The organism is Rhodohalobacter sulfatireducens, assembly GCF_022012475.1.
Classification (GTDB): domain Bacteria; phylum Bacteroidota; class Rhodothermia; order Balneolales; family Balneolaceae; genus Rhodohalobacter; species Rhodohalobacter sulfatireducens.
In genome coordinates this window covers 45,290-65,747 of the sequence record NZ_JAKLWS010000007.1, presented here as the reverse complement: position 1 = coordinate 65,747, position 20,458 = coordinate 45,290, and the positions used below count along the sequence as shown (strand labels likewise).

Genomic DNA, 20,458 nt, shown 5'->3' with positions numbered 1-20,458 from the left:
GGTTCCTTTTTTAATTTCCAGAACTTATTAACGTTTTCACCTTATCTTTTATGACTCCGTTATTCAGGTATTCCTGAAGATGATCTCCGGGACAAGAAGTTTCAGCCCAGTCTCCGTGCCCATAGATATCATCAACAGACAAACCATATTGTTGAATAGCATGTGCCATCATTTGTGCAATAGCATCGATCTGAGCTTCTGTAGGTTCCTGTTGATTGTAATTGCCCATCACGCTGATTAGCAAATGTCCGCGTGGATCATAAGTTGTATTCGTTTCGCCTGCATAGTTAGCATCACGGCCCTCATAAATATTACCACTCAGATCGATCAGGTAATGATAAGGCAGATCCCACCAGTTACGGTCTTCTGCACCCCATTCAAACAAATTGTTCAATATTTGAACCGGATCGTCTTCAGGATCGAGGGGTTCGGCACTGCCAGAATGATGCAATGTAATTTTATTGATAGCGTGGGGCACACGAAGTCTGTATTCAGCTGACCCGGTGCTCAGAGCCGACGCCCTGTCAACCGGCAGCGATGTTACCGTTGCAACTTCAAATTGAGCTATTCCACTGTCAAAATTTGTTTCAATCAGCCCGATGTGATATCCGTACCAGTTCATCGCTTCACCGGGTTGAAGTAAAAACTGCTCGCTAACACCATTTCGATAGAGTTGAACCGTAACACTTTCGTGAATATCAGTGCTGTCTGTTTCCTCCTCGGAAGAGATTCCCATAAAGTGTCCCGGGTAGGGAGTGGATTTCAACATCCGAGAGAGAATAAGGCTGAAGTCTCGAAATTGAAGAGTGTCTCCATGCGTCAGGTTTCTTCTAATAGCGTTTGCATCGTATCCCAAAGGCTCTTTATCAGCCCAATCCTCTCGCTTTATGAAATTTTTGGGTAGCTCTATAGAATCCAGCCGAGCTGCTTCATAAGTAGCTGTTTTTATCGGTTCTGATAGCTCTCCTTCAACTCCGGTACGATTTACACCGGAAACGATAATTTCTGATGGTCGTTTCATTCCTTCCCATCCAAAAAATTCAATCTCGCTGTGCGATGCTGAATAGTATTCAACTTCCCATTGATCGTTAAATTTCGTTCGAACAACCCACCATCGAATATCGTCCCCATTTTGGGGCTCAAGCTTAATGGACCAGTAGGAGTTGTAATCATAAAAAGAAACGGAGGGCGCAGCCGGTTCTTGGTCAGATATCCAGGTGGAGGCGGGGACAAGAGATGGATATGCATTTGGCCCGGCAGCAATTATTTGGTTGAAATCATCAGGGTTTTCCATAAACGCTTTCATACTGAAGTGAACGGCACCGGTAACATTCGGGAAAGCTCGAGAGGTGTAAAGCTGACCGGTGATTTCGTTTGCAGGCCATGAGGTGCGGATTCGACTCGTATAAAGACCCGGCCAAATGTGGCGGTTATGATCATTTTGCTCTACCCACCAATCCAGCATGATGGGAAACGGCTGCCCAACCTGGTCCATCCTGTAATAGATCTGAGGTGTGAAATAATCCACCCAACCCTCCTTTAGCCAGAGACGGGCATCTGCATATAGTTCATTATAGGCATCAAACCCGGTTGTTTTTTCGGGATATCCGGGCCGCCAGATTCCAAACGGACTGATTCCAAATTTCACATGCTTTTTTACTTGTTTGATCTCTTCCGACAATTCCTTCATCAGCGTATCTACATTGCTTCTTCTCCAATCCTTTCGCGAAAGTTTGGTTCCATTTTCAAGCGCTTTCTGCCAGCTCTTGTCATCGGGAAAATCGGCTCCATCGGCGTAGGACGGATATGGATAGAAATAATCATCAAAATGAACTCCGTCAATGTCATATCGCTTGACCACATCTAAAATTACATCAATGGTATGTTGGCGGACTTCAGGAATACCGGGATCGAGCCAGAGATAATCGCCATACTGATGAACCCAGTCGGGCTGAATGTTACTGATGTGATCAGGGGAAATTTTAGATTTATCAGAAGGATGTCCCGCCCGGTATGGATTAAACCATGCATGAAGTTCAAGTCCCCGCTTATGGGCTTCAGTAACGGCGAACTCAAGAGGGTCATAAGCCGGCAAAGGCGGCTGGCCCATTTTACCCGTCAGGTAATACGACCAGGGTTCAAGGGGTGAGGGATAGAGTGCATCCGCCGCAGGCCGAACCTGGAAAATGAGGGCATTGAAATTCAGTGCAGCAGCACGATCCAGGATGTCAATCATCTCCTCTTTCTGATCATGTACTGTTAAGCCGGGTTCCGAAGGCCAGTCGATGTTTGCAACAGTGGCCACCCAAACAGCCCGGAATTCCCGGTTTGGTTTGAGAGATTCGGCGTCTAAAGTTGATGAATCCGGTATTTTTGATATAGTTTCTTTGCTACTCGGAATAGTCTCTTCAACCGGTTCCACAATGGGTTTGCTGGAACGGCAGCCGAACGCAACAAGCAGAATCACCATAGCTGCCATGAGCAGATTTGGAGTTACCTTTTTAGGGTATGAAAATGTGAGAATCATAAATTCGAAACGATCAGTCGGGAATTCTTTGAAGATATGATAATAAGCAAAAAATCAATGCTTTGAAGCCGGGAATTGTTTGGCTGTTGATTAACGAGCGGCTGCTGAATGCACTTAAGCTGCCGAATTCTTGGAGTACCCTTTAGGGACTCTCCAGCCCCAAAAAGCATCGAGCAGCCGGGGGATCAAAGTTCATTACTTAATCACACTCACCATCACACTTTTTTGAAAGGTTGAACCAGATCCGGAGGTTGCGGACAGCCGAAGAATGTAAATACCCGATGAGATTCCACCTGTATCCCACTCTTTTATATAGCTTCCTTCGGTTTGAGAATCACGAAACAATAATTTGATTTCGCGCCCTAAAAGATCAAAAAGTTGAAGTTTTACATCGGCCTGTTCAGCAAGCTGATATCTGATATTTCCTGTTTCCTGCATGGGATTCGGAAAGGGATTAAACAGTTTGAACTCCTCGGGTGGAGCCGAGGGATCGATATAGATCCAATCCGTGTAATCAGAGGGTAATGATACCAGTGAATCTGAGTTCACAGCTTTTACAAACCATCGTTGTTCAAACTCGCCGAGCGGCAGATTGTTAATGGAGGTATCCGAAAAACTATTTGTTTCAGATCTGCCGACTATTTCAGCGGGTTGTTCGGACTGATCGGTTCGTTCTCGCAACTGTTTCCAGATTTCATAAAAAGAGATATCCCCCCCGGGTTCATCCCACATCAAGACAGCTGCGGGTCCTGAAGTACCATCTTCAATTGATACGGTGAGATTATTGGGGATATCAGGTGCTGTACTGGAACGCATGTTAACCGTAAAATCAGAATCCTGTACCCATGAATTATTTTCTATTCTGAACCTTGAAAACCCAATATTTTGATTGGCCCGGAGAAATATTTCGTTTTCATTCAGCGGGCCGGATTGAATGTTAACCAAACGATCATTTTCCGAGGTATCAGCTGCAAAAACAAACAGGTCAATTGTCTCTGAGTTCAATGGATATGTGAGATAACTCAACCCACCCGTATTTGATACAAATTCTGGCTCAGATGTTGGAGTGTTTTCAAGTATTTTCAGGATACTTGCAGTTGCAAACCGATCGTTTTCCTGTTCACTGAGATAAGACTTTCTTATAACGGGATATGGCTGTTTTTCTCCGTTTATTCGGTTTTGAGCTTCCTGGATATGAACCGTTTCATTCTCCTCGAAATAATTTCCAGACAATGGAACCGTGAATAAAAAGAGGCGGTGAGTGGGACTCGTAAAGGATTGATCTGAAAAATCCCAAAAGAACCAATCATTATTTGTAGAGGTTTGATTGCTGTTGCCGTAGTACCGCATCACAAAATCATTGCGCCCCGAAACGGCTGTTATATCATTGATATCAACCAGGTAGGGATCTTCGCCCTTCACAAATAAAATGGATCGATGATAGGTAGAAGACGATTCGGTTGGTGATTCGAAATTCAGCTCTACCTTGCCTGACAATAACTCAACATTTGGGGCAGGATTTTGATAATCTATTTCCGCTTCATCATGCTCGCTCACTTTTCTGGCCTCAGCAATGGATGCAAAGGGGCTTTCGAGTCCACCTTCGTTCTGATAAGTAACAAAATCAAATGTTGCTTCAATATTCGATGCATTATACTGCATGGTATTCGTGTATTGGTACCCATTCCACGTGCTGTTTGTCTGTGGATTCCCGCTGTCGTATCCGCCATCAACCAAAAAAGAATATTCGTCAATGTAGTAGAGCAGTTGTAATTGATCGGGCTGTTCGTGCCCCTCGCCGCTGGTAACAGCCTCTCCCTTTTCGCCCACAAATGCAAGATAATGCTGCCGGTTTGATCTATCAGTATGGCGAAGTACAAGTTGTTGCTCTGCAGGGTATGTTTGAGACTCAACTTCGGAACCACCGATATCATTGATTGGAATTGCGGCTTCCACCAGGTAGAATTGGTCTTCCGTAAAGGTCTCTCCATGATTTTCAGACACGCGGTCAAAAATGGTGGAGAATGTATTGCCAATCTCGCTATCTCCATATTCCTCATTCCACCTGAGTAAATTCGCTGATTGAATTGGACGTTTGTTACTATCATCCAGAGGGGGGAGGGACCCATCCGGTGTGGACAGATCTGCAAGCCAGCGAACAGGGTTCAGAAACCAGTCGTTAAAAAAAGGATCGAACGAGTTATCCAGATCTTCATTGATCCGAATTGCATGCCAGAATATAATGGCGTCTTTCAGTACAAAATCAAAATAAAACGGGCCCTCGGCCCAAAAGCGGCTGCCATTTGCGGTTTGATACATCCAATATAGTCCTCTTTGGTCCTCATAAGGCTCACTGGCTTTTCTTCGTGTTGTAGTGATATATCCGTCCAATAGATCCTGGTCATCTTGCATTGTAGCCTGTGCACTCATAGATGCATAAGCGAGGGCAAGATATCCCTTGAGTGGCCGATTTCCGGCTTCAAGGTTATCCTCCGTAACAGAAAAAAGATCACCTGCACTGTATTCTCTTTTCAATCCTTCGTTAAAAAGTATATCAATATCAGCTCTGAACCGGTTCATCAAACCTTTCTTCTCCTGTTCGTTTAGGAGGAATGACTCTTCCAGGGAATAATGTTGATAAGCATTCTCGATAGCCAGGTAGAGATCTAGTGCACGGGCTGTATTGCTGTATGATCGAATCGCATTTAGATAGTCGTCAAAAGGCTCATTTCCGGGGATTTTTCTTGCCAGTTTATCATTTTTAGTTAAAGTTGTGAGAGCATTTTTCAATGCCGTCATTATGGATGAGTGTTCACGGATATTTAGTCCATAGGCACTATTTGCTTCCTCTGAGTTGATACCGTTTTGTTCTAACACAACTGACGCCAAAGCTTCAAATGCCATGTACTGCAGGATGTTGGTTGTGTATTCTATCTGATCGGTTTCCGGGTTTAGCGAGATTGGTTCTTTCGCCTTGTCTAAAATCTCTGTAACCAACTGATATGTTGAACTACTTTCGGAGGCTGCCGCATTGTTCAAAATCTGTGCAAGCCCCAAACCACTTTTTCCTTCATTCGAAAAACCGGCAATGGATAATCCCGGCCGCATAGAGATTAAAGGGAGATCATCCGTAAAGCGGGTGTTTGGTTCATTGGGCGGAATATTATTAATCACCTGTGCAGAAAGAGACGTATTGAAAAAAAATAAAATTAGGTATCCAAAAAAGAATTTTTTCATCCCTTGATATCTTTACGAAAAATTTTTCAGTGTATAAAAGTTCACTTGAAAGTTATTAGATATTTATAATCATTCAATTGAAACCTTGATCTCAAGTTTTTTTTATAAAGATAATAGGATGAACGGGAATAATCTTGAATACAATAATCTTAACTCGGGTAATTTAAATTTTGGTCAAAGTATACATTTTTATCAGAATTTTTAGCAGTAAAGGGCTATAAGGTGAGATAGATTCTGCCTGGTTTACGCATTTCATAATGCCAGTACCATCAACAAATAAAAAAATTATGAAACATATACACTACATAACAATTGTTTTAGTAGTTTTTGTTTTGGTGCTTACATCAGTTTCATGTAAGGATAACTCGACAAATTCGAGCAACATCTCTATTGAGATCACAAATGTAACCCCTTCGTTATTAAGTCTGAATGAATGTGATATTGGTTTGGGCGCACTGGCGTCTGAATTTCTTTTTGACATTGAGTATTCAGCAACCGATGAAATTGAAATCGACGGAATTGAATTTGACCTGCTTTGGGATAGTGAAGATCAAGAAAACAATATCTTATCAAGCCAATTTAATCCCAGCGACGGCTCTGTTTCTTTCGACTGGTGCTTTCGCTTCGGAACGGATGAGCAGTGGTTTGAATTGGATATAAAAATTCTTGCCGAAAATGGAAAGGTCGAGAGTAACGAATATAATATTCGGGTTGATAAACCTGTCGGTGCTAATAAGGAACCTTAGTAACGAGTATTTTATGGATAAAACTTAACCGGTAGTAATATTACCCAGTCTTTCAAAAATAAGTATTCAGCCTTTGATATGGTTTTCGATCATCTCCAGATTCGGAATAAATTCGTGTACTAATTTTACTTCAGTGGTATTGCTTATAGACGTTAGAGTGATTGCAATAAAAGTATCTTGGACAGATTGGGAATTGTAGGTAAGCACTATCTTTTCAAAGGGAATGATCTCTTTACAATCACTAGTATGCGTATAAGTATCGTTTTCATCGTATATATATTTGGCAGTTTCATCCACTTTAGCTTCACTTTTCACAGATTCATACCAGCCATCGGTTCGGGCAAAAAACCATTTTTTTCATCACTTCTTTATCCGGTCAATACTTTAAAATTGTTTACTTATCAGAGTCAATCAGTTAGACACAGTTAATGCAGAATCATTATTCACATCTATTGTAATCTTAATGTGTTTGAATTTTATATTTCTTCCTTGTTATTCGAGATAAAATTTTCCAGTTCGTCGAATCTCTCCTTCCAAAATGTGCTCTACTCTTTGATAAGTTTCACCACTTCGGCCAACGGCTCATAATTTGTATAGGACTTATAACTTTGCACTACCTTCTCTCTAATGATGAGATAAACTTTTTTTAACACTTTAATGTGTTTAGATACAGTAGCAAGCGACATAATACATTATGTAAGACTCGGCAATTTAATTGCCCGAATATTTTTATTTAGCGAGACGGCCAAGAATGGATCTAGGGTAGTATAAGAAAGTGCGTATATTTTTTTGTCTAACATCATTTATCATTCTAAATGATTGAATATAATAGGACTTTCAGGGCTGATAGATAGCCATTCGGCTAAATATCATGATTTCACTTGGAGCAGCCAAAAGTAAGATTAAGTTCTGAAATATGTTTCTTTTTTGAATCAACAGCGAAAAAACTACCTTTAGCATCGAAACTCTAACAACTAGACTATTTATGCTCTACCGAATATTTTCTTATCTGTTTCTATTTATACTTTTGCCTGCAGTTTTACCGGCTCAAACAAGTACCATTCACGAAAGCCTTGCGATTGAAAGCTCTGTACTGAATAAAAATGTAAACTACAATATTTACCTGCCTAACGGTTATGAAGAGTCAAACAGAAGCTATCCTGTGTTATATCTTCTTCACGGATATACTGATAATGAAATTGGCTGGACGCAGTTTGGCGAGGTTCAGCAAATTGCCGATGAAGCGAGCGAAAGTTTGAGCGTTACGGATATGATTATCGTAATGCCCGATGCCGGCGTAAGTTGGTATATCAATAACCATGATGGATCAGTGAATTACGAAGATTTCTTTACACAGGAACTGATACCGCATGTGGATGAAACCTACCGAACGCGGGCAACAAAAGAGTTTCGGGCGGTAGCTGGACTATCCATGGGCGGATATGGTACACTCATTATGGCAACCAAACATTCAGAACTTTTTATAGCTGCCGCGCCTTTAAGTGCAGCTGTGTTTTTAGATGAAGAAATTTCAGGCATGCCCCAGGAAAACTGGGATAACGCTTTAGGAACCCCATTTGGAGAGGCATTAGAGGGTGAAGACCGGTTGACCGATCATTATTATAAAAACTCTATCATTGAGATCATGGAAAATGGAGATCAGGAAGCCATAAAATCTGTGGATTATTACATAGACTGCGGAGATGACGACTTTCTAATCCGCGGAAACTTAGCATTATATGATATGATGGTTCAAAATGAAATCAGTGCTGAGTTCAGGGTTCGAGATGGTGCCCATACATGGGATTATTGGCGAACAGCTCTGCCTGATGTTCTCGAGTTTGTAAGTGCCCGGTTTCAAAGATAGCTTTATTATAAGTTCAGAATATAAAAGCATTTGAAGGTCCTTGAAGCTTTCTTTTCGAACTGACCTTGCAATGTGAAAGAGTTCCACCCGATGCCATCGGAGATATAGATGTTGTAAGATCACTTCTTTGTTAAACGTTAAATGCGTACAGGATTTTTTTGGATACCGTTTACCGGTTAAACGGGTAGTTCTGTTTCAGGATAAATATTCAGTTTGAAAGTCAAGTTTCGTGTAAACTGAATTTCAGATATGTAACTGAACGAATCTTCGCTGAGATTTCTTTAATTAATGGAAACAAAAAAATGAAATACCAGACAGATTATGAGCTATACAGTTGCTATAAAATCAATTGAAAAAGTTACACACGACGTAAAAAAGTTTACGTTTGAAAAACCCGAGGGTTACTCATTTACACCGGGTCAGGCCACGGAAGCTTCCATCAACAAAGAGGGGTGGGAGGATGAAAAACGGCCATTTACGTTTACTTCGCTGAATGAAGACCCTGATCTGGAATTCATAATTAAGATATATGAAGATCATGATGGTGTGACAAATCAAATCGGCAAACTGGAAGTGGGAGACGAATTTATTATTGATGATCCCTGGGGCACCATTCAATACAAAGGTCCGGGAGTTTACCTTGCGGGTGGTGCGGGAGTAACACCATTTATTGCGATCTTTAGAGATCTTCACAAAAAGGGAGAGCTGGAAGGAAACACACTAATTTTTTCCAATAAAACAGCCAAAGATGTAATTCTCCAAGAAGAATTTGAGGAGATGCTTGGCGATAATTTTGTATCGGTTCTGACAGATAAAGACGCTGAAGGACATATGTTTCTTGATGGATTCATTGACAAAGATTTTTTGGCCGAACAGATCGATAATTACGACCAGCCATTTTACGTTTGCGGCCCGATGAAATTCAACGAAAATATGATGAAGTACTTGAAAGAGCTCGGAGCCGAACCGGATAGTCTAGTGTTTGAAGAGTGATCACTTTACCTCCTACATTTTAGTTCGTATCAGGTCCCGTTAAAGTCCATGCAGCTTGGCCTTTGAAGAAGATTTTACCGGATTCCAAGCATCTTCATACGACCTTTTAAAGAAGAATTCTTGATAGTATGCTATAGTCCTTACAATTCTTAGGTAAAGACCGGTATAGATACTCATTAAATGAACATACTTGAACAGCTTTTTTTCTTGATTTCGGCGTTCAGTGAAGATCATAATACTACCCATCTGAACGTAACCCATCACTACGTAAAGTGTAATATTCATTGGGATGATATAAACAAGAGAAGAGGTATAATTCAATAAAATATCGGCCATATAAATAAGCCATGTAATATCTAGAATTACATTATAGAACACGTTTTCAAACAAAGAGAAGAAGTTTTTCCAGTTAAAATTGGCGTTCGGAAAGTAAACATCCCTGTGTTTTCTAACACGGAAACGAATAATTGATTTGTCCCATCGAAGGCGTTGTTTGGTGAGGACCTTAAAAGAATCGGGTGCATTTGTAAGACATATTGCTTTTGGTTCGAAATGTATTTTATAACCACACTTTCGAATTTTAACAGTAATGTCTCCGTCCAATCCGGGGCCAATATCCCATCCACCAATTTTATCCAAAATTTCAGGGCGAAACGCTCCAAATGCTCCCGAAACAATTTTATAAATACCCAGAGTAGAAGTAATAATCCGGCCAACAGAAACAGTTTTTAAATACTCAATGGCTTGAAGAGAGGAGCAAAGGCTGTCTTGATAATTACGCACCTTTACATTACCACCGACGGCTCCAATCTTCTCATCATAGTAGAATGGAATTACCACCCGTGCAATTGCATCACGATCAAACGAACAATCTGCGTCAAGGTGAACAATAAACTTTCCGGTTGCATATTGTAAAGCAAGGTTCGCTGCAGAGGCTTTGCCACCTCTTACTTCGTTACGGATAAACTTATCAATGAGTCCCAGTTTTTCAAGATTCTTACCAATAATCGGGGTATCGTCATCAGAGCCGTCATCAACAATGATAAGTTCAAAATTTTGATAGGTTTGCTCCTCTAATGATTTGGTGAGTTTATAAAGGTGTCTCCCTTCATTTTTACCGGGGATAATGATCGAAATCAGTGGATTTTCAGAAAATAAAGCCTGGCGGCCTGCTTTATAGCGATCATCATAATCCTCACGCTTTACCCAATGGATAAATGCAATGATGTAATCTATGATGATATATCGGGTGAACTCGAATATTGCAAAATACCAGAATACCCGGAGAAATTTCCCCCATCCACCGGCGAGCCAATATTGGATATATTCAGGTATAAGTTGATCAGGCATTATCGTTGGAATCAGAAATATCAGTTAGTTTTAACCTTACGGTTTGATCTTTGATATCAAGTCCATCAGCAAGAAGCCGGCTGATATTATTGTTAATGACATCGCTGGTAAGATGTGCCCTTTTGGTATCAGAATTGCACATAAGGATGGTGTAACTGTATGGATTTTCACTACAAATCAGATCTGTAGGTTCCAGGTAATGTGTCAATATGCTGCAAATTTCTTGCTGCAGCATCTTTCTTCTTTCTACATGAAATCGGTCTACAATGTTAGCCAAAATGGTTAGTTCAGCTTCAAATAATGGTGATGCACTACCTGTTTGGCGTTTCAAAAGCTCTTGTTTGCGGAAAAGCTTGTAAATCTCCGGATTTAGTATGGAAGAATTCTCTTCTGTTTTCTGAGCAGGCTCTCCCTTATAACCAAATTTGGCTAAGTACTCCCCTTTTGCAGTTATTGAGTAGGTTTTTATAGATCGAGTATGCAGCATGGAGAGTTCATTATCGTTTCCACAGTCCACGCACAGAGCTTTTACCGTTGCGTTTTGAAATTGATTCCTGCAAGATCGACAGGTATACATTGAGGAAGGTTTATCGTAATCGATCCCTATATGACGTAACTCTTTATCACATTTCGGACACTCAAGCCGGTCGTCATTTTTGAAAGTATCCTCAGGCCCTACATGAGCACATACAAAATGATGGATAAGATCGGATGACTGCAGGTCGGGAGAACCACAAGAAGGACAACATTCGCGGTAGTTAAAGTATCCTCCTGAACAATGGTTGCAAGATTGAATAATTTCATTTCTTTGCCCATCTACATATCCATCTTGATGCATTTCATCCAGAAGGTCAATTGCTTTTAAGCCTTCTGAAGACTTAAATATAGAACTGATAAATGAGTAGGCATAACCGGTGTTAACATATCTGGCCCGTATAGGTTGAAGAGTTGTGACCCTGCTGTAAAGATACTGACAAATCCGTTGTGACAGAGCTCGTCTAAAATCAAGTTCATGCACTTCTGTGTTAAGATTTTTTAGACTGCCTGTAATTTTTCGAATGAATTGAAGTTGATTTTCAGGGTGCTCTTCGGTCCACGTTCCATCGAAAAGAAGACGTATATTCTCACCGCAATTTGTGTAACTACTTACAAAAACCGGTTTTAGTGAGATTGTTCGGCTGGAATCCGATCTAACTTCACGGAGTGTTTCCATCGCCTCGAACTCAGAATCAGTTTGAACGACTATAGCATCAGCATGGCTTGCATCCTCACGTTTTACATCAGAGTGATGATAAAGATAGAGAATATGAAGACCGTCTAATCGTAATGACCGACGACCTTCTTTTTTAGATTTTGCTAATTCTAGCATTTTTTTGAATTGATAGGTTTGAAAATTTTGGAGGAATTAGAGGCTCATGTAAATTCCGTGTGGAATTTGAGCTTCAAAGGTTCCGCGAATATCAAAGAAAATTGTATCCTGATTGGAAATAGATCGATAGTAGTCCTGATCTTCCTCATTGTATTTATCGTGAGCTACTGCAATAATTACGATGTCATAGGATCCTTCTGCTTTATGTACTGTTTGAATATTATATTCATCAGAAACTTCAGATGGCTCTGCATGCGGGTCTTCAACCGTTACATTGGCACCCATTAAACGGAGTTTCTTTACAAGGTCAGCTACTTTAGAATTACGGATATCACTTACGTTTTCTTTGAATGTAATTCCCTTCACCAGGATATTCGATTCATGTGGAGATTTTCCATTATCAATAAGCTTTGAAATAACCCGGTCTGCTATATTCAGAGCCATGGAATCATTTATATGTCGGGAAGAAAGAATTACTTTAGGATCAACATCCAGTTCAAGTGCTTTGTGGGCTAAGTAATATGGATCTACACCGATGCAGTGCCCACCAACCAGGCCGGGAAAGAAATTCAAAAAATTCCACTTTGTTCCGGCTGCTTTTAACACTTCATGAGTGTTGATATTCATTTTCTCAAAAATCACAGAAAGTTCATTCATCAGGGCGATATTGACGTCTCGTTGGGTATTCTCAATAATTTTTGAAGCTTCGGCAACTTTAATAGAGGAGGCTTTGTGAACTCCCGCTTTGATGATGCTGCTATATACATCTGCAATGATATCAAGTGCCTCTTCATCGCTTCCGGACACGACCTTGGTGATTGTGGTTACCGTGTTAACTTTATCACCGGGATTGATGCGTTCGGGCGAATATCCTACTTTAAAATCTTCATTTAATTTGAGGCCTGAAATGCGCTCAAGGATTGGTACACAAACTTCTTCGGTACAGCCGGGGTAGACAGTAGATTCAAAAACTACGCAATCACCTTCCTTCAAAACTCTGGCTACAGAAGCTGTTGCTTTTTTCAAAGGGGTGAGATTTGGTTCTCGTAATGAATCAATTGGAGTGGGTACTGCCACTACATAAAACTGCGCGTCTTCAATTCTATCTAACCGGTGGGTATATTTAATCTTCTTATTTTTAAAATTCTCTTTCGATAGTTCACGTGATGGATCCATATGTTGGTTAAGCATCTCTACTCGTTCTTCATTGATATCGAATCCGAGAACGGAATATCGGTTTGCAAATTCCAGTGCAATCGGAAGTCCAACATATCCTAATCCTACAACTGCAAGTTTAGCTTTGTTTGATTCCAGCCTTTGAAAAAGGTTCATATCATACTTTACAGGGCTTTTTCTTTTCTGGTCAATATTGACTGTTTGTATTGTTTTTGCTGTGTTGTTCATGATTGTTTCTATTTATTATCAGTTTTAAATTTTTTGTTAATGTAATCTACGTTGTTTTAACAGGTTTTAGTGATATTCTCGATCAATAAACAGTTACTGTCGATAAGTGGTAAAAAATCTGGGTTAAGTGGTTTTTGCAGACCATTTGAAATGAGAGAAACGTTTATTTCGAAGCTTGATAAGACTCTAATTTTATTTCACTTAAAAGAATCTTCCTACCGAAACCGTTACACTCATCTTGTAAAATTTCTTCCAGTCATTATCGTCTGAATTCTTGAATGGAAGGATATCAACCAATATTCCACGTTCGGTGGGTTCGTAGCTCTTTTGGAATTCATCCGGAAGTTCGTATGTGGCTATATAGTATTGTTCAATGACTCCCTGGTGGGTCTCTCCGTTTGGAAATGAAAGTTCAACTGTTTCCCCAATACTTATATAGTCAATGGCTGATTGAGGAAAATAAGCTTGAATCTTTGTCTTCTTTGGTTGATGGATGGTAAGTACTTCGTTTGCCTTGTAAGAGATTTCATTTTCTTGTACAGATATCTGTCCCACAATGCCATTAAAAGGAGCCTTGTAAACACGTGTATTCTGAAAACCATCAGGTATTGACTGATTTATGTTTGAAGATTCTGACAGCAATATTTTCTCTCGTTCTTGTTTAAGTATGAGTAATTCTTTTTCCGTTTTCCGGAGATCGATTTCAGCTCGGCGAAGTCTTTGGTTGGCTTGTTCATACGTTGTTTTGGAATAGACAGCTAATGCAACAAGACGAGCCGTCTCATTAGATTCATTTGTAAGCATTTCGACAGTCTGCAAGTGATAATCTCGCTCTGCTTCTTTTTGCCTGATATCCATTTCAATTTGGCGTCGGTCACGATTGATTCGCTCCTGATTTGATACCTGCATAGAGAAGTAAGTGGCATCATTCTCGAAATACTGGTTGCGATAGGTAAACAGGGTATCTCCGTGACTAATATCGGCGCCTTCCCGGATATTAATATCTAAGATTCGAATATCCTCAGAAAAGTTTACCGAGAGTTTGTCCATGGTTACCATGCCATCAACCTGGATCAATGCGATACCCTGGTAAAGTTTTACCAATACGTAGATGAGGATGATTGCCAGAAGAGCCAAAAACAGAATACGGTCGGTATTAAGTTTCTTTTTTTTGGGTTTTGGCAACTCCTTGAGCTGCCGGATAGCAGCATTCCCGGAAGAAAATGTAAACTCTTTCATGTTACTCTCTTTGTTTTAAAATTAAAATTGTGAATAAAATTCGGATGGTGGGATGGTAACAGATGCAGGGATAAATCCAGGTTTGGGGATAAGCCCTACATATCCCTTTGCTTCATTATTATGAAAAGCGAGATAGACTGTATCACCATTTTGAAATTGAAAGTCATTGTTCGATAAATTAGATCCAATCATGAGATGAAAACCATCCTCTAATAGACTTTGGTTTCGTTCTGCATCCTCATGCACTAAAAAAGAAACACGGAATGACTGACCACCAAAAAAATCATAGAGCTCATGCTTTCTCTTTCCATCTCCATGAAGAATAATATTTCTGACGTTACTTCCTTTTAGATAATCAGCAATCAATTGCCAGTTTGCGTCTTGGATTTTTTCTAATTCAAAGAGAGCTATATTAAGAGCCGGATGCGTATCAGGGGAGATGAGTAGGTAGGTTCGCAGATCAGTATCTGGTACCAGGAGATTTATTTTTAACAGAATTTTTAAAGCATCCTGCTGAACCTTGAGTAGCTCAGATTGTACAGCCAATCGGTCATCATTCATCAAGTGAATAGATTCACTTACTTTTGTAGAGACAGACTCTTCGATTAGTTGGTGTACTCTCAGCTGTTCATCTATTTTTTGGAGATTATATTTCAGGTCGCCTGCTTGTTTCTGCTTATATCTATATTCTTGATAAAGTGTCATAAGCTCCTTGCGCGTATGTTCCTGCTGACTGTTATGGAGTTGGTCAAGATCCCTGATTTTGGCAGAAAGCAGATCTTTACGCTCACTACGGTTCGTTAGACTTGATATCGGAATTCGTAACGATAATCTTGCGGAGGAATACTGCCGGGCGTCCCCGGTAAATGGAACCTGGTAATTGTAATTCAGTGAGGCGGTTAGTTTCGTGTCTGCCCACCAGCTGTTTTCAATATCGAGTTGCCTTTTCTTAAGCTGAAGCAGATCTGTGCCGGGTGTGATACTAGGCAGATCTTTAAGGAGATCGTTTAATTGTAAATCAGGAAGATTTGTGAGTTCGGGCAATCCATTCTTAATATTTGTGTTAGATAGCTCCCTCGAAAATTGATTTTCAAACCGGATTAAAGAGGATTGATAAAATGATAATTGGAGTTCTGCTTCATCCAGCCGTTTCCTTATCTCAATAAGCGGTTCATTTTGAATAATTCGATCATGATTCAGTTCATAAGCTATTTCTTTTTTTGATGTAAGCAGTTCTTTTCTTTGAGAATAAATTTCGGCCAGTCGATGATTGAAAAGATAATCGGCAAACAAGAACTGTTTATAGTAGGCAAGATCATTAGCTTTCTGATTCTGCAAACGGCGTTCAATTTTTGCCTGATATTGCAAATAATCAGCTTTATTTCTGTTGGAAAACCATCCCCCTTCAAGAATATTCCAGTCTACCCCTGTACGGTAAAACGTTTTGCCTCCTGAAAAAATACTGTCAGGATCTACTGAGGCATCTCCAATCCGTCGGGTAACAGATGAACTCCACTGAATTCCAATGTCTTGTTGATAAATGTCACTTTCGGTTAGATAACGCTCTTCAGTAGCTGAATTATTGACGGCTACCTCTAAACCAAAGTTGAATAACGCGTTTAGAAACTCGTTGCTATCCGTTTTAGAACCCGAAACAGTTGCGGGCAGGATTGCCAGGCTCATCCAGAGAATTAAATATTTCATTGATCTTATTTTTCTTTAAACATACACCAGGATGTATGTACCATTCAGGATCTTTCGTTGAATGGCAGATTAGAAACGATCAATGGTTATAAGGGATGGATGAACCGATTTTTTAAATTGTATTTAGTCGATTTAAGAGCTCGTCTTTGTTAGATCGGCTGATAGGAATGATCTCCTCTGCAATGAGTATGCTGTTGTCTTCTATATCAACAATCTTATTGATATTTACAATATAAGAGCGATGGACCTGTACAAACCGATTAGGCGGGAGTTTTTCGGCAAAACGTTTCATCGTTGCATGAACAAGATGCTTTTTTTGGGGAGTTTGAATCTGAACATAATCACCACGGGCTTCCATAAAGAGAATATCATCGTAATTTAGTCGAACCAACCTGGAATTCACGTTGATAAAAATGTGCTTCTCTTTTGAATCCGGCTCATTTCTCTCAGCAGACATCCTTTCGTCACGTACTTTGTTAACAGCCTTAATGAATCGGGGTGTACTAACCGGTTTCAGAATATAGTCGGATACATCGTATTCAAATGCCTGAACTCCAAAATTATCATCACTGGTGGTAATTATAACCTCAGGTACATTTTTTACACTGCTTAAAAAGTCAAAGCCTGAAAAATCCGGCATGTGGATATCTAAAAAAACAAGATCGATCTCTTCTTTGTTTAAAAAGTCAATCGCCTCAAGTGGATTGTTGAATTCGGCAACGGACTCCAGGAAATCAACTTTTTCACATAACTTCTTCAGAGCTGCACGTGCAATCTTTTCATCGTCTATAATGATACATTTCATGTTATTCTCTTGGTTCTTAGCGTTAACCTTGTTTGATGGAGGGCTATTATGATAGGTTCAAGACGTTGATTGCAAACAGATATTGCTAAATCGTTGTTTCGTGCATCATATTCTAATTTCGATACTTTATTCACAAGGTCATGAAAACCGAATGTTCTTAATTTAGTCAAAACAGCGTGTAACAAGTCCGCCAGTTTTTTCAAGTCACCCTCCAGTGCGACTTCTTCTATTTTTTGAATTTGGCTGGGAATTTCATCCAAATAATAAGTAATAAGCTCATTTTTAAAATGCTCGTCACCATCTGCCCACTCATCAATTTGTGAAAAATCTGGTTCAGTAGAGATATTTGTATAGTCGGTTACAATTTTTTGAACATCTTGAAGACTAATTGGTTTCAGCAAAAGAAACTTTGAATCGATGGATTTTTTTGATAGTTGCTCCAATACAGGTTTAGATCCAGATGTAAAATAGACGGGTATATTGCCAGGAGTGTCTAGATTTTTTTCTCCATTCAGGTAAATATCTCTGATGATAATATCGTATGCATTGACCTCCACTTTTTCTCTCATTTCGTGATGCGAAGTAGCGATATCAACTGATATCGATGGTATTTTTTTTAGAATTCTTTTAAATGCAAGCTGATCGAACTTATCATCCTCAACGTACAGGATCTGCATATCAATAGGCTAATTCACTTGTGTTCCAATATGATTTAATCGTTTTCAGCATTTTAACAAATTCACTATATCGCACAGGTTTTACCATATACCCGGCCACCTGCTTGTCAAAACTTCGGAGTTTATCTTCCTGGTGATTTGATGTAGTTAGCACTACAACTGGTATTTTCCGATATTTTGAATCTTGCTTAATACGGTCCAGAAATTCAAATCCATTCATTTTTGGCATACTAAGGTCCAGCAATATTGTGCCGGGTAAATTGTCCGGGTTAGATGACAACCAATTGAGACCTTCCACACCATTTCTGCAAACCACAAGGTTATTAGGTATATCTAACTTTTTGAGAGCACGATGAACCTTTTTTACTTCAATAGCATCATCTTCAAGTAGTAAAATCGATTTCAGCCCTTTCATATGTGTCATAGTGTTCTTTCAATGTAAAATAAAAAGTTACTCCATTTTCTTTATTGTTCTCGAACCAAATCCGCTCACCGTGGTCATTCAATATTTTTTTAACAATGGAAAGACCAATACCGGTTGAATCGGTTTTCTTATCGGAGTAACTGCTAAATAATTGGAAAACCTCTTCTTTATTTTCGGAGATGCCCGGCCCGTTGTCCTTAAAGCTAAACAACCAAGAATGTTTCTCTTTTAAGTATTCAGACTGGATTTCAATGCGGCCATCTTCTGCACCGATAAATTTAATGGAATTAGATAAGAGATTCTGCACTATTTGCCTGAACTGAAATTTGTTAAAAACAATTAACGGGAAATCACCTTTCAATTCTATTGTAATATTCTTAGGAATATTCAACAGGCGTTTAACAGACTGGATTTGATTTTTTGTTTGAATCTGTTCATGTAATCCCTGTGATTGAGTTGCCATCGAATAGGAAAGCACGCCATCAATAAGTTGGTCCATTCGTGATACATTTTGTATGAGAAGCTGCAGGCTTTGTCGCCCGTCTTTATCCAGTTTGTCTTCATAATCCTCAATTAGCCATTCACTTAAGGAGCTAATAGCTCTAAGAGGTGCTTTCAGATCGTGAGATATTACATGAGCAAATTCACTAAGATTATCATTTGCTTTTTTTAGTTGTGAGAGAAGTTCTTCCCGTCTCCGTTCATTCTTTTTCTTTTCTGTGATATCCCTGGCTATTGTCTGGATCATTTTTTCACCTTTAAAAACAATCGGTGTTGATCGTACCTCAATCGTTTTTCTGTGACCTTTTAATGTTGTTATATCAAATTCCAATGGAGTAAGAGTTTCCCCTTTACTTAATTTTGAAAGACGTTCATTAAACTTTGATTTCTTACTTGGGGATGTAACTTCCAGTAAATTTTTCCCTATAATTTCTTCCGGTTCGCTTACCCCATATAATTCATATCCTGCAGGATTCAGATATTCAACCACTGCATTTTTTGTGATTTGTATTGCTTCGGGTTGATTATTTACCAGTTTTTGCCAGCGCTGTTCACTTTCTTTTAAAGCTTGCTCCTGCTCATTTTTTTTAGTGATATCACGTACAAATGCACTAAAAAAATGTTTACCTCCTATTTTATTAGGAATGATAGCGAGCTCAATAGGAAAAATAGAGCCATCACTTTTTTTCCCGATAATTTCTATTCGCTTATTTAAAACAGGCCCATGCCCGGTTTTCATATAGTTATTCATTCCTTTTTCATGAGCTTCTACATGTTGGTCGGGAATGATCGTTTCTGAAATACGTTTTCCGAGAACTTCGCTTTTTTTCCACCCAAATATGGATTCTGCCTGAGTGTTCCATTCTGTAATTTGTCCCTCTTGATCGATAACTACCACTGCATCTAAGGCAGAGTTAATGATTGTCTTTAGTTTTAATTCAGTTTCACGAAGTGAGAGTTCCTGGCTTTTTAACTTTGAAATTAAATGCCCGATCATTAATAGATAAGAGGGTGAACCTTGGTCATCACGAATTAGGTGCATTCGTTGTCCAATCCATAGATCATTATCAGATTTTGTTTTAAGCTTAATTTCATTGTAAAACCCATTCAGATCATCCAGAGATTTACTTCGTAATTGAGCTTTTAAGACATTTTTTTGATCATCAGAAATAAATTCTGTGAAATGTTTATTTAGAATTTCTTCAGCCGAGACCCCTAAAAAATTGCACGTATATCTATTGACAAAGATCAAAGTACCTTTGAGATCACATGCATATACAACATCAGAAACCTGCTCAAATATGTTGCGAATATTCCTGATCATAATAGTTATTAATATATTTTATGATGATAGGCTGTATTATTAAAATGAAAAGAAGAAGAAAAGGCAAAATAAAGTAATCTTCATTTTCTATTACATGAAAGAATGCAGAATGAATTTCTAAACATTTTCACCAAATTGAATAGAACTTTCAAATGATAACTTTTTTGATTCAGCAAGTATATTTCTCAAATATAAGAAAACATTAGACTTATAAAGTACATAAGGTAGTTTTGAAAAAAATCTTAGTGATTCAGAATTGAAACCACGAATCCAAGAATCCGTAATGCAGCA

At 39.2% G+C, this 20,458-nt stretch carries 15 protein-coding genes; 3 read left to right on the top strand and 12 right to left on the bottom strand.

Annotated features, from left to right (window positions below; genetic code table 11):
- Window positions 1-10: 10 nt before the first annotated feature.
- Window positions 11-2,527: a family 10 glycosylhydrolase gene (locus tag L6773_RS07620; RefSeq protein WP_237853274.1), complete on the bottom strand. Its 2,517-nt coding sequence runs from the start codon at window positions 2,525-2,527 to the stop codon at window positions 11-13.
- Window positions 2,528-2,722: 195 nt separating this feature from the next.
- On the bottom strand, window positions 2,723-5,764 hold the full coding sequence (locus L6773_RS07615) for a T9SS type A sorting domain-containing protein (RefSeq protein WP_237853273.1): 3,042 nt from the start codon (window positions 5,762-5,764) through the stop codon (window positions 2,723-2,725).
- Between the two features lie 287 nt (window positions 5,765-6,051).
- On the opposite strand from L6773_RS07615, the gene L6773_RS07610 reads away from it, so the two are divergent.
- Window positions 6,052-6,510, top strand: a complete 459-nt coding sequence (locus tag L6773_RS07610; protein WP_237853272.1) for a hypothetical protein — start codon at window positions 6,052-6,054, stop codon at window positions 6,508-6,510.
- A 66-nt stretch (window positions 6,511-6,576) separates the two neighbouring features.
- On the opposite strand, the gene L6773_RS21715 is transcribed toward L6773_RS07610, so the two are convergent.
- Window positions 6,577-6,825 carry an SRPBCC domain-containing protein gene (locus L6773_RS21715; RefSeq protein WP_369431495.1) on the bottom strand — a complete coding sequence of 83 codons (249 nt, stop codon included), beginning with the start codon at window positions 6,823-6,825 and terminating at the stop codon, window positions 6,577-6,579.
- Between the two features lie 670 nt (window positions 6,826-7,495).
- Here L6773_RS21715 and L6773_RS07605 point away from each other — a divergent pair.
- Window positions 7,496-8,377: an alpha/beta hydrolase gene (locus tag L6773_RS07605; protein ID WP_237853271.1), complete on the top strand. Its 882-nt coding sequence runs from the start codon at window positions 7,496-7,498 to the stop codon at window positions 8,375-8,377.
- A gap of 321 nt (window positions 8,378-8,698) precedes the next feature.
- Window positions 8,699-9,370 (top strand): FAD-binding oxidoreductase, encoded by a 672-nt coding sequence (locus L6773_RS07600; RefSeq protein WP_237853270.1) that lies wholly within the window; start codon window positions 8,699-8,701, stop codon window positions 9,368-9,370.
- 39 nt (window positions 9,371-9,409) lie between these two features.
- Here L6773_RS07600 and L6773_RS07595 read toward each other — a convergent pair whose 3' ends face one another.
- The 9 genes from L6773_RS07595 to L6773_RS07555 form a co-directional block, all read right to left on the bottom strand.
- Window positions 9,410-10,720: a glycosyltransferase family 2 protein gene (locus L6773_RS07595; protein WP_237853269.1), complete on the bottom strand. Its 1,311-nt coding sequence runs from the start codon at window positions 10,718-10,720 to the stop codon at window positions 9,410-9,412.
- A complete protein-coding gene (locus tag L6773_RS07590; protein ID WP_237853268.1) occupies window positions 10,713-12,089 on the bottom strand; it encodes a TackOD1 domain-containing metal-binding protein in 1,377 nt (458 codons plus the stop codon). The genes L6773_RS07595 and L6773_RS07590 overlap by 8 nt, the downstream gene beginning before the upstream one ends.
- Before the next feature lie 36 nt (window positions 12,090-12,125).
- Window positions 12,126-13,421 carry a nucleotide sugar dehydrogenase gene (locus L6773_RS07585; RefSeq protein WP_369431531.1) on the bottom strand — a complete coding sequence of 432 codons (1,296 nt, stop codon included), beginning with the start codon at window positions 13,419-13,421 and terminating at the stop codon, window positions 12,126-12,128.
- A 273-nt stretch (window positions 13,422-13,694) separates the two neighbouring features.
- Entirely contained in the window at window positions 13,695-14,732 is a 1,038-nt protein-coding gene (locus tag L6773_RS07580; RefSeq protein ID WP_237853266.1) for an HlyD family secretion protein, read from the bottom strand.
- Window positions 14,733-14,753: 21 nt separating this feature from the next.
- Window positions 14,754-16,436: a hypothetical protein gene (locus tag L6773_RS07575; protein WP_237853265.1), complete on the bottom strand. Its 1,683-nt coding sequence runs from the start codon at window positions 16,434-16,436 to the stop codon at window positions 14,754-14,756.
- Between the two features lie 112 nt (window positions 16,437-16,548).
- Complete coding sequence (locus L6773_RS07570) at window positions 16,549-17,241, bottom strand: LytR/AlgR family response regulator transcription factor (RefSeq protein WP_237853264.1); 693 nt, start codon at window positions 17,239-17,241, stop codon at window positions 16,549-16,551.
- Window positions 17,238-17,918: a response regulator gene (locus L6773_RS07565; protein ID WP_237853263.1), complete on the bottom strand. Its 681-nt coding sequence runs from the start codon at window positions 17,916-17,918 to the stop codon at window positions 17,238-17,240. The genes L6773_RS07570 and L6773_RS07565 overlap by 4 nt, the downstream gene beginning before the upstream one ends.
- Before the next feature lies 1 nt (window position 17,919).
- Window positions 17,920-18,342 (bottom strand): response regulator, encoded by a 423-nt coding sequence (locus L6773_RS07560; protein ID WP_237853262.1) that lies wholly within the window; start codon window positions 18,340-18,342, stop codon window positions 17,920-17,922.
- Complete coding sequence (locus tag L6773_RS07555) at window positions 18,302-20,167, bottom strand: PAS domain S-box protein (RefSeq protein WP_237853261.1); 1,866 nt, start codon at window positions 20,165-20,167, stop codon at window positions 18,302-18,304. The genes L6773_RS07560 and L6773_RS07555 overlap by 41 nt, the downstream gene beginning before the upstream one ends.
- Window positions 20,168-20,458: the final 291 nt, after the last annotated feature.

Excerpts from the sequence above, each read along its gene's own strand:
- L6773_RS07620 (WP_237853274.1), bottom strand. The coding sequence starts at position 2,527 with ATGATTCTCACATTTTCATACCCTAAAAAGGTAACTCCAAATCTGCTC.
- L6773_RS07615 (WP_237853273.1), bottom strand. The coding sequence starts at position 5,764 with ATGAAAAAATTCTTTTTTGGATACCTAATTTTATTTTTTTTCAATACG.
- L6773_RS07610 (WP_237853272.1), top strand. The coding sequence starts at position 6,052 with ATGAAACATATACACTACATAACAATTGTTTTAGTAGTTTTTGTTTTG.
- L6773_RS07605 (WP_237853271.1), top strand. The coding sequence starts at position 7,496 with ATGCTCTACCGAATATTTTCTTATCTGTTTCTATTTATACTTTTGCCT.
- L6773_RS07600 (WP_237853270.1), top strand. The coding sequence starts at position 8,699 with ATGAGCTATACAGTTGCTATAAAATCAATTGAAAAAGTTACACACGAC.
- L6773_RS07595 (WP_237853269.1), bottom strand. The coding sequence starts at position 10,720 with ATGCCTGATCAACTTATACCTGAATATATCCAATATTGGCTCGCCGGT.
- L6773_RS07590 (WP_237853268.1), bottom strand. The coding sequence starts at position 12,089 with ATGCTAGAATTAGCAAAATCTAAAAAAGAAGGTCGTCGGTCATTACGA.
- L6773_RS07585 (WP_369431531.1), bottom strand. The coding sequence starts at position 13,421 with ATGAACCTTTTTCAAAGGCTGGAATCAAACAAAGCTAAACTTGCAGTT.
- L6773_RS07580 (WP_237853266.1), bottom strand. The coding sequence starts at position 14,732 with ATGAAAGAGTTTACATTTTCTTCCGGGAATGCTGCTATCCGGCAGCTC.
- L6773_RS07575 (WP_237853265.1), bottom strand. The coding sequence starts at position 16,436 with ATGAAATATTTAATTCTCTGGATGAGCCTGGCAATCCTGCCCGCAACT.
- L6773_RS07570 (WP_237853264.1), bottom strand. The coding sequence starts at position 17,241 with ATGAAATGTATCATTATAGACGATGAAAAGATTGCACGTGCAGCTCTG.
- L6773_RS07565 (WP_237853263.1), bottom strand. The coding sequence starts at position 17,918 with ATGCAGATCCTGTACGTTGAGGATGATAAGTTCGATCAGCTTGCATTT.
- L6773_RS07560 (WP_237853262.1), bottom strand. The coding sequence starts at position 18,342 with ATGACACATATGAAAGGGCTGAAATCGATTTTACTACTTGAAGATGAT.
- L6773_RS07555 (WP_237853261.1), bottom strand. The coding sequence starts at position 20,167 with ATGATCAGGAATATTCGCAACATATTTGAGCAGGTTTCTGATGTTGTA.